Origin of the sequence: Salegentibacter sp. BDJ18, assembly GCF_017579965.1 — a bacterium.
In the GTDB taxonomy this organism is placed as follows: Bacteria; Bacteroidota; Bacteroidia; order Flavobacteriales; family Flavobacteriaceae; genus Salegentibacter.
This window is the reverse complement of the sequence record NZ_JAFLQX010000001.1, coordinates 153,324-165,855: the sequence shown is the minus strand read 5'-3', so window position 1 is coordinate 165,855 and position 12,532 is coordinate 153,324. Positions and strand designations below refer to the sequence as shown.

Annotated in this window: 11 protein-coding genes and 1 riboswitch; of the genes, 7 read left to right on the top strand and 4 right to left on the bottom strand. The window is 36.5% G+C overall.

Annotated elements, in window-relative coordinates:
* Positions 1-145: 145 nt before the first annotated feature.
* The 3 genes from J0871_RS00675 to J0871_RS00660 all read right to left on the bottom strand — a co-directional run bounded on the left by J0871_RS00675 (position 146) and on the right by J0871_RS00660 (position 3,210).
* On the bottom strand, positions 146-1,441 hold the full coding sequence (locus tag J0871_RS00675; RefSeq protein ID WP_208222767.1) for an amidohydrolase family protein: 1,296 nt from the start codon (positions 1,439-1,441) through the stop codon (positions 146-148).
* Positions 1,442-1,871: 430 nt separating this feature from the next.
* Positions 1,872-2,528 (bottom strand): hypothetical protein, encoded by a 657-nt coding sequence (locus J0871_RS00665; RefSeq protein ID WP_208222765.1) that lies wholly within the window; start codon positions 2,526-2,528, stop codon positions 1,872-1,874.
* Positions 2,521-3,210, bottom strand: coding sequence for an HNH endonuclease (locus tag J0871_RS00660; RefSeq protein ID WP_208222764.1), 690 nt, complete (start codon positions 3,208-3,210; stop codon positions 2,521-2,523). Before J0871_RS00660 ends, J0871_RS00665 begins: the two co-directional genes overlap by 8 nt.
* Before the next feature lie 222 nt (positions 3,211-3,432).
* Between J0871_RS00660 and J0871_RS00655 the strand changes: the two genes are divergently transcribed.
* The 7 genes from J0871_RS00655 (at position 3,433) to J0871_RS00625 (ending at position 11,414) form a co-directional block, all read left to right on the top strand.
* Entirely contained in the window at positions 3,433-3,855 is a 423-nt protein-coding gene (locus tag J0871_RS00655; protein ID WP_075324798.1) for an OsmC family protein, read from the top strand.
* Complete coding sequence (locus J0871_RS00650) at positions 3,855-4,361, top strand: hypothetical protein (protein ID WP_208222763.1); 507 nt, start codon at positions 3,855-3,857, stop codon at positions 4,359-4,361. The genes J0871_RS00655 and J0871_RS00650 overlap by 1 nt, the downstream gene beginning before the upstream one ends.
* Before the next feature lie 194 nt (positions 4,362-4,555).
* Positions 4,556-4,666: riboswitch (SAM riboswitch) on the top strand.
* Positions 4,667-4,718: 52 nt separating this feature from the next.
* Positions 4,719-5,735, top strand: coding sequence for a homocysteine S-methyltransferase family protein (locus tag J0871_RS00645; RefSeq protein WP_208222762.1), 1,017 nt, complete (start codon positions 4,719-4,721; stop codon positions 5,733-5,735).
* On the top strand, positions 5,732-8,467 hold the full coding sequence (gene metH, locus J0871_RS00640; RefSeq protein WP_208222761.1) for a methionine synthase: 2,736 nt from the start codon (positions 5,732-5,734) through the stop codon (positions 8,465-8,467). The genes J0871_RS00645 and metH overlap by 4 nt, the downstream gene beginning before the upstream one ends.
* A gap of 107 nt (positions 8,468-8,574) precedes the next feature.
* Entirely contained in the window at positions 8,575-9,531 is a 957-nt protein-coding gene (metF, locus tag J0871_RS00635) for a methylenetetrahydrofolate reductase [NAD(P)H] (RefSeq protein WP_208222760.1), read from the top strand.
* Between the two features lie 24 nt (positions 9,532-9,555).
* Positions 9,556-10,656 carry an acyloxyacyl hydrolase gene (locus J0871_RS00630; RefSeq protein ID WP_208222759.1) on the top strand — a complete coding sequence of 367 codons (1,101 nt, stop codon included), beginning with the start codon at positions 9,556-9,558 and terminating at the stop codon, positions 10,654-10,656.
* Complete coding sequence (locus tag J0871_RS00625) at positions 10,653-11,414, top strand: head GIN domain-containing protein (RefSeq protein WP_208222758.1); 762 nt, start codon at positions 10,653-10,655, stop codon at positions 11,412-11,414. The genes J0871_RS00630 and J0871_RS00625 overlap by 4 nt, the downstream gene beginning before the upstream one ends.
* Before the next feature lie 113 nt (positions 11,415-11,527).
* Here the strand turns inward: J0871_RS00625 and gldA are convergent, their stop codons facing one another.
* Positions 11,528-12,433, bottom strand: a complete 906-nt coding sequence (gene gldA / locus J0871_RS00620; protein WP_208222757.1) for a gliding motility-associated ABC transporter ATP-binding subunit GldA — start codon at positions 12,431-12,433, stop codon at positions 11,528-11,530.
* Positions 12,434-12,532: the final 99 nt, after the last annotated feature.

Genomic DNA, 12,532 nt, shown 5'->3' with positions numbered 1-12,532 from the left:
GGTCAATGCCAATTAGGAACTGGGGCATTATTTTAAATCAGTTCCTTACGATCTATGAAAAAAGGGTCAGACTTTAAAAAGTCCAACCCCTGTTATTTTAACTTTACACACTTTGCGGGATAGTGTCTTTGATTCAAATTTAATCTTAATCGGTTGTTCGGTCATAAATCTTTCCATCTTTCATTATGAATTCAACGTTTTCTATTGTAGAAATAAAATCATTAATTATATCTCCTTTTACAGCTATAATATCCGCATTAGCTTGAGGTTGTATATAGCCAATTTCATTTTCTTTATTTAAATGAAAAGCTGAAATGTATGTACTGGATTGTAGTATATCTAATGGTTTCATTCCTGCTTCAAAATAATATCGAAACATGTCTGATGACGATTCTCCTCTAGATACTTTTATATCTGTATAATTATCAGAACCGGCTATAATTGGTACTCCTTTATCAATTGCCTTGTTTAGCCTATCCTTCATTATGCTTAGATAATTATCAATCCATTCAGTCTCTTCATAACCGGCAAGCTTAACATATGTATTCATATAATCCCTACTGTTTTCTGTGGGTACCATATAAATTCGTTTTTCTGCCATTTTAGCTAGTGTGCTATCAGCTAAATTAAAACCATGTTCAATGCCATCAACACCAGCTTCTATTGCATTCCATGCAGATTGGTTGGTAACACAATGAGCTGTTACCTTTAAATTGTATGAGTGTGCTGTCTCAACAATAGCTTTTATTTCATCTATGGTTAAAAATGTTTTATTTGGAAGATTATCAGCACATATTTTAATTAAATCAACATTTTGGTTCACATGTTCACGGACAGCATTCTTTGCATCTTCAGGACTGGATATTATTCGATATTCTGAATCTATTATATTCTGGTGTTCAGGCAGTACACCGTAAATTTGCCCTCCAGTGGCAGCCAAAATAGGTCCAGAAGTAAAAATACGTGGGCCTTCAATCGTTCCTTCGTTAATGGCATTTCTAAGGGCTACATCAAGATATAAGCCTGAATTTCCTAAATCTTTAATACTCGTTATTCCCTGGTCTAAATAACTTTTGGCTCTTTTAGAACCCCGAAGGACTCTTAAAGCATCACTTTCCATGGTTAGAGATTGTATACTATGTTCTGAAAAATCTTCGTTGGCATCTTGAGAAAAAAGAACATGTGTATGTGCATCTATTAATCCTGGAAGAACAGTATACTCGGTTAAATCAATGGCTTTGCTATTTTTAGGTAAAGATTCAAATTCTCCAATAGATATAATTTTTGTGTCTTGAATATGTATAAGCTTGTTTTTTAGCAACTTATTTTCTTTGCTGTCATATAACAAGCCAGCCTTGATATAAACACTATTTTCCTGCCCTATTAATCGCTCTTGTGTGGAAATAAGAATTATAAATAAAAATATAAGGGTTTTGAACATGCGCTTTTATTTTAGTTTAAATGAATGCCAAACGTTTCGGTTATCGCCAGCTGGCGGAGAGAGGGGACGCGAACTTGTCAGATTAACCATTTGTTTCCTGGTTTCTAAAATTACATTTTTTCGATAAAACCCGTAATTTGAGATGAACCGCTGTTGTGTGTAGTTTTAATTAACTTAGATTTTGTTCGTTCAATAAAATCCAATTCAATTTCTTCCTTATAAGTAAAACTAGTGATATGAATTAATTGTTTCGAGAACTTACTACTAATTTGTTTAATAACTATTTCTAACTCTTTGTAGTCCTCGTAAACTATTAATAAATCTATATCAATAAATTTTTTTGAGTTAGCAAATGATCCAAAAACGTAAAACTTCAGATTACTGAACCCTAAAGGTTCAATTAATTCACACAATTCTTTTTTAAAATATTCTAGTTCCAGAATGAATTAAGTTTTCCCAGGAAGTTACCCCAACTACAAATATAAATACCTAAGTCTTTTGCAACAGCTTCAGCATCCTCAGTGATTCGAGCATTTGGATTAGTAGAAAGTATTACTTTAAAATCAACAAATTTAGCTTTTGTACTCCTTACGGATTCGACTCCTAAATCATAATCATTGTTCATTACTGCAATAACGTCCTTCATATTGAGTCGTTCAATTAGGATTCTTCTATTATCTAATCGTTCTAAGTTGAGAACTTTTGTATGTTGCTTCAATCCTCTTTTTACAAAACCATATTCTTTATCAAGATATAGAGAATTATTTTTTTGTCGAGTGAATCTCATCACATCGCTCATAGTTCCAAATGATATTCCACTAGACTCTAAATAATGTAATGATTCACCATCAATTTTAAAACTCTTTTTTATGTTGGAAATAAAATTTACTTGAGGATAACCTTGAACAATTTCGTGTATTTCTGCATAGTTAATATCCTCTAGTGACAAACTGAATACTTTAAATCGAGGGCCTTCTTTTCTATCAATTATAATATAATTTGAATCTTCAACGGTAATGGAAGAAACATTATCAAATTCTTCCAATTTTTCTTGAACAAAATTTGCAGACCAATTATCGTTATACATAAATGCTAGTTAATTTTTTTGGAAACCTAATACCATTTGTCTGTTCGTTATAAATGTGCTTTGCTTCGAAATCGTTTATATGATTTTTAAATTCCACGAGAGTCAATTTTTCATCACTGTTTAAGAGGGAATAATTCTTTTCAATGATATCTAATATTTTTCGATTGTTAGGAATTATAATTTCTCGAATTTTTTTTCTCCAGATCACGGGCATTGTGCTTTCAGGATTAAATTTTTCATCTGTGTTAGGACCATATGTTTCAAAAATAAAATTATTTTCAAGGAATAATTGTTCTAAAACTGACCTAACTTTTTCTCTAGTCGAATATTTTTTAATTCCAAATGTTCTATTCAGCTTTTGTTTATGTTCCTCTTTCCATTTTAAAATTAGCTTCTCTGGGAAATCCTCCTCTGATTTATCAATAGTAGTATGACAATTCGCGCATAGAAGTATGAGATTGTTATAAGATCCCTTTTGCTTAGGAGTAAGTTTATTATTTTTCCGGGCTCCTTTATTAACGCTGATAATGTGCGCTATTTCTGCTATGTGTATTTCCTTTTTATCAAATTCTTTAAATAAACTCTCATTACATTCTGGATTTTGACAATATCCTCCTGAGTTCGCAAAAAGTTTATGTTTTGTAAAAGTATTTGGTGATGCTTTTCCTCGAGTACAACTCATTTTTATTATTAAAATTACACACAACTATTTATATCCCCCACCTTTCGAAACTCTTAAATCAGATTTTGGTCGGAATAAAATCAGGTTTAATTCTAAGCGTTCCTGTAAATCTATTAAAAATTTGTTAATATCGTTTACGGAAAACCCTATCCCGGTATAAGCTTTAGAACTGTAAGGTTTTTTAATAAGCTTTAGCTAAATTTGTTTAAAACAAGATTTATTATGAAGATCAACCTTAAAAGACTTAATAAAGATTATCATTTTGAAACTGTAAACGAGCGTGGAGACATTGTTCATTTAGACAATAAAACCGATGCCGAACCAAAGGGAGCCAGCCCAATGGATTTATTACTGCGAGCCATTGCCGGTTGTAGCAGTATTGATATAGTAATGATTCTAAAAAAGCAACATCTGGAACTGGAAGATCTCCAGGTGGAAGTTGAAGGCTTTAGAGAAGATGGCGCAGTGCCTAATGTTTTTAAGAAAATTCAGCTTAATTTTCTTTTAAAAGGAGATGTGCCTGCGGCGAAAGCCAAACGTGCCGTAGATCTTTCTATGGAAAAATATTGTTCGGTTTCTAAAATGCTGGAAAAAGCAGCTGAAATCAATTATGCGATCACTTTAAATGGCGAGCTTATCAATTAATGAACTCTTTTGAAACCAGGATAGTTAAAACCTGCAAGCCTTCGGTGTTTTTAAGGATTGTTTTTATTATTCTCCTTCTGGGAGGTAGTGCGCTCACATCGATTTTCGAGGTAGAGGAAAAGTGGCTTCGGCTTACCGGTAGTTTTGCTTTTATGCTGGGAATGTTTGGAGCTTTAAGTCAGTCGTTTGTTAAACCCAAATATCTTGGAAATATGGAGATAAATGAAACCCGGGTGAAAATTGATTTAGCCAATTTCGGGAAAGAATTTTTAATTTCCGATTTGCAGGAAATCGGTTTCAAATATGGAGGTTACGCCAGTTTCTGGAAGTATACTTTATACGGAAATAAAAATCATATTTATTTTACTACGATTTCAGGTGAAAAATATAATTATGAGATCATTCTTCAGAATAAACAGAAGAAAGAAGAGCTGAAATCTTTTCTAAACGAATTAAATACCACTGATACTATTCAAATTAAGAAGTTTGGTAATTCGGCTTTTTAAGTCAATAGAAACTTTGGAAATTAAAGCAGTATTTGGAAGTAATCTTTAATTTTTCTCCCTTCTTTTTTTTTGTTTTATTAAAAATATAATTCAGTAAATCATATAAAATACATTATCCATAAAAATTACTCTTAGCCCTTGCATTTAAATGGCTGTGCCGTATATTTGCTGGTTCAAGTTCATTGTTTATAACATCGTTATCAAGAAAGGTTGAGGGAATAGACCCGTTGAAACCTTGGCAACCCTCCTGTAATGGGAGAAGGTGCTACATTCTACTTCGCTTCTTTGGCGCAGATAGATAACAAGAAAGAATTCTTTCCCGCTTCTTTTTTTGATAGTGATTTTAGATAAAATTATATGTCAAAATTAGAAGAACAACTTCAAAAAAATATACTCATTTTAGACGGTGCCATGGGCACGATGCTTCAGGAATATAAATTCTCTGAAGAAGATTTCCGTGGGAAACGTTTTAGTGATTGGCCGGTTTCCGTACAGGGAAACAACGATCTTTTGTCACTTACCCAGCCTGAAGCAATCGCTACCATTCATCGTAAATATTTTGAAGCCGGCGCCGATATTGTAGAAACCAATACGTTTTCTGCAACCACGATAGCTATGGCCGATTATAAGATGGAAGAGCTGGTAGAAGAACTCAATTACGAGTCGGCCAGGATTGCCAAAGAAGTCGCTGTAACTCTAACTAAAGAAAATCCCGAAAAACCTCGTTTTGTAGCCGGTGCCATTGGCCCAACCAACAAAACCGCGAGTATGAGCCCAGATGTGAACGATCCCGGCTTTAGAGCGATTTCTTTTGAAGAATTACGCGTAGCTTATAAACAACAGGCCAAAGCTTTAATAGAAGGTGGCGTGGATATTCTCCTGGTAGAAACCGTTTTTGACACTTTAAATGCTAAAGCTGCACTTTTTGCCATTGATGAACTTAAGGAAGAATTGCAGTTAGATATTCCAATAATGGTAAGCGGAACGATTACCGATGCTTCGGGGCGAACCTTATCGGGTCAAACCGCCGAAGCTTTTCTTATTTCGGTATCGCATATTCCATTGTTAAGTGTTGGTTTTAACTGTGCTTTGGGCGCTAAACAATTAACACCTCACCTGGAAGTTCTAAACCGTTTTGCGAACTGTGGGGTTTCGGCTTATCCTAATGCAGGATTGCCAAATGCTTTTGGAGAATACGACCAGGATGCTGAAGAAATGGCAAGACAGATTAGGGAATATTTAGAAAAGGGTTTGGTGAATATTCTTGGTGGTTGCTGTGGTACCACACCAGAGCATATTAGCGCTATTGCTGAAATTGCCAAAGATTATAGTCCAAGAAAAATAGTGAAACCTGAATTTTCCACCGCGTTATGATAGAAACAGTGAATCAAGAAAATATACAGGAAGAAATTTCCCCGGAAAAAGAACAACAAGAGATTAGGCCTTTAAAATTATCTGGTCTCGAACCGCTTATAATTACCCCCGATAGCAATTTTGTAAATGTTGGAGAGAGAACCAATGTTGCAGGTTCTAAAAAATTCCTTCGTTTAATTAAAGAAGAGAATTTTGAGGAAGCCCTGGAAGTCGCAAGAGACCAGGTAGACGGTGGGGCCCAGATTATCGACATTAACATGGACGATGGTCTTATTGAAGGCAAAGAGGCGATGGTAAAATTCCTTAACCTTATTGTAGCCGAGCCCGATATTGCCCGTGTACCCATCATGATAGATAGTTCTAAATGGGAAATTATAGAAGCCGGTTTACAGGTGGTGCAGGGGAAATGTGTTGTGAATTCTATAAGCCTTAAAGAAGGCGAAGCAGAATTTATTGAACATGCTAAAAAAATAAAGCGTTACGGTGCTGCGGTAATCGTTATGGCTTTTGACGAAGTTGGGCAGGCCGATAATTTTGAACGTAGAATTGAAATAGCAAAGCGTTCTTATGATATCCTGGTTAATACAGTAAAACTACCACCAGAAGACATCATTTTTGACCTGAATATTTTCCCGGTAGGTACGGGGATGGACGAGCATAAACGCAATGCCATAGATTTTATTGAAGGAACCCGTTGGGTAAAAGAAAATCTTCCGCATTGCAGTATTAGTGGGGGTGTGAGTAATGTTTCATTTTCTTTCCGCGGAAATAATCCGGTGCGGGAAGCGATGCATTCGGTGTTTTTATATTATGCGATTAAAGCGGGAATGAATATCGGGATCGTAAACCCCGCACTTCTGGAAGTGTATGATAATATTCCCAAAGATCTTTTAGAACACGTAGAAGATGTAATTCTTGACAGAAGAGAAGATGCCACAGAGCGCTTGCTTGAATTTGCTGAAACCGTAGTGGGCTCTAAAAAGGCAAGCAAAGTAGACCTTTCCTGGAGGGAAAATCCGCTTCAGGAGAGGATTACCCACGCTTTGGTTAAAGGAATTGACGCTTATATTTTAGAGGATATAGAACAGGCCCGCCAGGAAGCTGACAAACCTATTGAAGTAATTGAAGGTCATTTAATGATTGGAATGAATGTGGTAGGCGATCTCTTTGGAAGCGGAAAAATGTTTCTTCCGCAGGTAGTAAAATCGGCCAGGGTAATGAAGAAAGCAGTGGCCTACCTTCTTCCTTATATTGAAGCAGATAAGTCCAGTAAGCGCTCCTCGGCTGGAAAAGTTCTTATGGCAACCGTTAAAGGAGATGTGCACGATATTGGGAAGAATATTGTAAGTGTGGTTTTGGGCTGTAATAATTACGAAATTATTGACCTGGGCGTAATGGTGCCTCCGGAAAAAATTATAGAAACTGCAAAAGCTGAAGGTGTTGATGCCATTGGTTTAAGCGGATTAATAACACCTTCTTTAGACGAGATGGTGTTTTTAGCTAAGGAAATGGAACGCCAGAATTTTGATGTGCCTTTACTTATTGGTGGCGCCACAACTTCAAAAGCGCATACGGCGGTAAAAATAGATCCGCAGTATAAAAATGCGGTGGCTCATGTAAACGATGCATCGCGTGCGGTCACGGTAATTGGCGATCTTTTAAAGGAAGAAACGCGCACTAAATATATGAGCGATCTTAAAGCCGAATATGATAAATTCAGACTTAATTTTAAGAAAAGAAGTAAAGTGAAATCTTTTCTTCCAATTGGAGAAGCGCGAAAAAATAAATATTCTATAGACTGGAAAACCACTCAAATTACAAAACCGAACAAACCGGGAATTCAACAAATAGATAATTTCGATTTAAAGGAATTGGAAGCTTTTATAGACTGGAGCCCCTTTTTTAGAAGCTGGGATCTGCACGGGCGTTATCCGGATATTCTAACCGATAAAGTGGTGGGGGAACAGGCAACTTCTTTGTTCAAAGATGCAAAAGTTTTGCTGAAAAGAATTCTGGATGAAAAGTTACTAAAAGCGAAAGCTGTCTACGGCTTATTTCCGGCGAATACGGTTAATGATGATGATATTGAAGTGGAATATGAAGAAAATTCCGAAGAAAAAAAGATGCTTTTCAGAACCCTTCGGCAGCAATTGAAAAAACACGGTGGAAAACCCAATTTTGCGCTTTCCGACTTTATTGCGCCAAAGGAAAGCGGGATTCAAGATTATATTGGTTGTTTTTGTGTGACTACAGGTTTTGGTACTGCAGAATTAGCTAAAAAATTTGAGGAAGATTTCGATGATTATAATTCAATAATGATAAAAGCCCTTGCCGATCGTCTCGCAGAAGCTTTTGCTGAATATTTACACAAAAAAATAAGACGGGAAGACTGGGGCTACGCGCCCGAAGAGAATTTAAGCAACCAGGAATTAATAAAAGAAACTTATAAAGGAATTCGCCCGGCTCCGGGTTATCCTGCCTGCCCAGATCATTTAGAGAAAATAAGTATTTGGGAAATTTTAAAGGTAAAGGAACGAATTGGAGTTGAACTTACCGAAAGTTTAGCGATGTGGCCGGCTGCGAGTGTAAGTGGATATTATTTTGCCAATCCCGAAGCACGTTATTTTGGCCTGGGAAAAATTAAAGATGACCAGGTGAAAGATTTTGCTGAAAGAAAAGGAATTCCACTAAAAAAAGCCGAAAAATGGCTGAATCCAAATATTGCAGATTAAAAAGCCCACCTGGCCTCCCCAATGGGGAGGAATTGGAAAAAATAAATTTAGATTAATTAATAATCCAACCAATATTTTCCTATTGGATAAAGAACTGGGAAGTATTTATGAAAGTAACAGAACATATAAACCGGGCAAAAGGAGAAACATTGTTTTCTTTTGAAATTGTTCCGCCGCAAAAAGGAAGAAGTATACAGGATCTTTATAATAATATAGATCCACTAATGGAATTTAATCCGCCGTTTATAGATGTAACTACCTCACGGGAAGAACACGTTTACATTAAAAAAGATGATGGACTATTGGAACGGAAGATTACCCGTATGCGCCCGGGTACGGTTGGTATTTGTGCTGCAATAAAGCAAAAATATAATGTAGACACCATTCCGCACGTACTCTGCGGCGGGTTTACCCGTGAAGAAACCGAGTATTTACTGGTAGACTGTCACTATTTGGGGATAGAAAATGTAATGGCACTTCGCGGGGATGCGATGAAACACCAACGCTATTTTGAACCAACCCACGGGGGTAATTGTTTTGCCAGTGAACTGGTAACCCAAATTAAAGATTTGGGAGAAGGAAAATATTTAAACGAAGTTATTGAATCTAATAACAATGCCGATTTTTGTATTGGTGTGGCCGGTTATCCTGAGAAACACCTGGAAGCTCCTTCTTTACAAACAGATCTAAAACGCCTTAAGGAGAAAATTAATGCAGGCGCCGATTATGTGGTTACACAAATGTTTTTTAATAATAAAGCTTACTTCGATTTTGTAGAGCAGGCAAGGGAAGCGGGAATTACTGTTCCAATAATTCCCGGTATTAAACCCATAGCCGTTAAAAGGCATTTGCAATTATTACCACAGGTTTTCAGCATAGATATGCCCGAGGATTTAATTAAAAATGTAGAAGCCTGTAAAGATAATAAAGAGGTAAGGAAAGTTGGTATTGAATGGGCCATAGCACAATCTAAAGAGCTTAAAGCTGCGGGCGTTCCGGTTTTGCATTATTATTCAATGGGAAAAAGCACCAATATTCAAAAAATTGCGAAAGCGGTTTTTTAAAATATTAGGCTACATTTGCGGGTAATGAAGAAAATTACCGCCCTTATTTTTCTTTTCAGCATTTTTAATAGTTCTGCCCAGGAGTTCGGGAAGAACTATTATTCTTTTGATGCCAGTTATTTCTACGGAACCATTGCCGAACACAATCCTGATATTGCCCATTTAATTACCGGGCATCCAACGGGTTTAATTCTTGGTTTTAATAAAAAAGGTTTCGGATTTGAAGATTGGGAAAAGCGCTATAATTATCCCGATGTTGGCGCCTCTTTTACCTACCAGGATATGAAAAATCCCAGTTTAGGTGAGAATTACGGACTCTATGCGCATATGAATTTCTACCTTTTCAAAAGAAATTTAATGTTTAGAATAGGGCAGGGGTTGGCGTATGCTTCCAACCCATATCATCCAGATGATAATTATAAAAACAATGCCTACGGTTCGCGCTTACTTAGTTCAACTTACCTAATGGCAAATTATAAAAAAGATAATATTTTTGAAGGTTTGGGAATACAGACCGGGCTTTCGTTAATTCATTATTCCAACGCCGATTTTAAATCGCCCAATGCCAGTACAAATACCATCACCTTTAACCTGGGCGTGAATTATGCTTTAGATCATCAAAACCAGCCTAATTATATTCCGAAAGGGCCACGAGAAAAATATACAGAACCCATTCATTTTAATTTTGTATTGCGAAGCGGCGTAAATACTATGGGAATTATTGGTTCTAAACAGTATCCGTTCTTAACTTTTTCAGCTTATGCCGATAAGGTGCTTAACCATAAAAGTACACTACAGGCAGGAGCCGAAGTTTTCTTTTCTAAAGCTATGGAAGAAAGAATTTACTACCAGTCGGTAGCTTTTCCTTCTGGAAATACCACCGGAGATGAAGATTCCAAGCGAGTAGGGGTTTTTGTTGGGCATCAGCTAAACTTTAATAAATTATCGGTTATCACGCATTTGGGGTATTATGCGTATTATCCCTACGAGCATTTTGTAGATCAATTATATAACAGGGTTGGTCTGCAAAGAAAAATCACCGAAAATCTTTGGGCATCGCTTACCGTTCGCTCTCATTATGCGAATGCCGAAGCCGTAGAATTTTCAATTGGCTATCGTTTATGAGAAAGCAAATATTAGGAATAGCGATATTGATTTTTGTCTTTTTAGGATGTGATTCTGAAGAAGTGCCGACTTGTGTACAAACTTCCGGAGAAATTATTTCTGAAGAATTTAGCGTTGATGCTTTTGAAGAAATCATCGTTTATGAACGCATAAAATTGTTTATTGAACAGGGCGATGAATATAAAGTGGAGATCGCAACCGGAGAAAATCTTCGAGAAGATATTTTTGCTGAAGTTGTAAATAACCGACTTGAACTGAGAAATGAAAATTCCTGTAATCTTTTTCGGGATTACGAGATCACTAAAATTTATGTCACTACCCCAACTTTAAACTGGTTACAGAATAGTAGCGGCAGCGCGATTGAAAGTGTTGGCACTCTAAATTTTCCTGAACTTTGGTTGCGATCTTTTAACCAGGAACGTGATCCTAATATTCATACCAATGGCGATTTTATTCTTGATCTTGAGGTTGAAAATTTAAGAATTACCAACGACAATATTTCTAATTATTTCCTAACCGGAAACGCCGAAAATGTAAATCTGTTTTTTGCAAATGGTGACGGCAGGCTGGAAGCCGAAGATTTAATCGTTCAGCATTACGATATTTTACACCGGGGCACCAACAAATTAATTATCAATCCGCAGCAGTCTTTAAAAGGTGATATTTTTGGATTTGGCGATATAATTTCAAAAAACCGTCCACCGGAAGTTGATATTGAAGAACACTACACCGGCCGACTTATATTTGAAGCCCCCTAACCCCCGAAGGGAGAGTTTAGTTGCTGCTTCTTTGGTTTTATTATTTATTCAAAATAAATTCAGTCGAGTTGGCTAGGTATTTTGCGCAACGCTTAGAGTTCCCCCTTTGGGGGTTAGGGGGCTGTAAGTTCAGCAAAGAGACTTTCTAAATTCTTTGTTTTTTGATTCAACTGTAAAGTTTTTAATCCGTTATCGTGGGCAAAATCGAATACTGCGGGACGCATATCTTTTTTAGTGTCGAACGTGAGTTCATAGGCAAATCCGCCTATATTTTTAGCTGAAATTAGGTTTGGAATTTTCTGAATGGCCACTTGCTCTACCCGGTAATCGAATTCCACTAAAATAACCTGTTCATTTTCTTCCCTTAAATCTTTTAAATTTTTATCGGCAACTACCTTTCCTTTATTAATAATAATCACACGGTCACAAACGGCTTCAACTTCCTGCATAATATGAGTAGAAAGAAAGATGGTTTTTCCAGATTTTTCCTTTCCAATATTCTTAATAAGATTCCTTATCTCTACTAATTGATTGGGATCTAATCCAGTAGTAGGTTCGTCTAAAATCAAAACCTGGGGATCGTGTAGCAGGGCAGTGGCGAGACCAACACGTTGGCGATAACCTTTAGAGAGCTGCTCTATTTTTTTATTGGCTTCGGGTTTTAGCCCTGTGAGTTCTATTATTTGCTCAATTCGGGATTTATCGGTCTTAAAGATCCTGGAATTAAATTCCAGGTATTCCCGAACGTACATTTCAGTATATAAAGGATTGTGTTCTGGCAGATATCCAATTTGTTGCTGAATTTTATGTAAATCGTCTTCAAGGGAAATTCCATTTACTTCCGCTTTTCCTTCTGAAGCAGTTAAATAACCGGTAAGGATTTTCATTAAAGTGGATTTCCCGGCACCGTTTGGCCCCAAAAAGCCAACAATCTCTCCTTTGTTCAGCTTAAAAGTAACGGAGTCCAGCGCTTTTTGTTCGCCATAAAATTTTGAAATTCCTTCAACATGAATAGACATAGCAAGCATTTTTTCAAAAGTAAGGATTTTTAACGCGCCAATTATAGTTCAAAATTAGATATAAAGGGTTTCAGAAAAGTCATCTCGTTAGGAATTTCG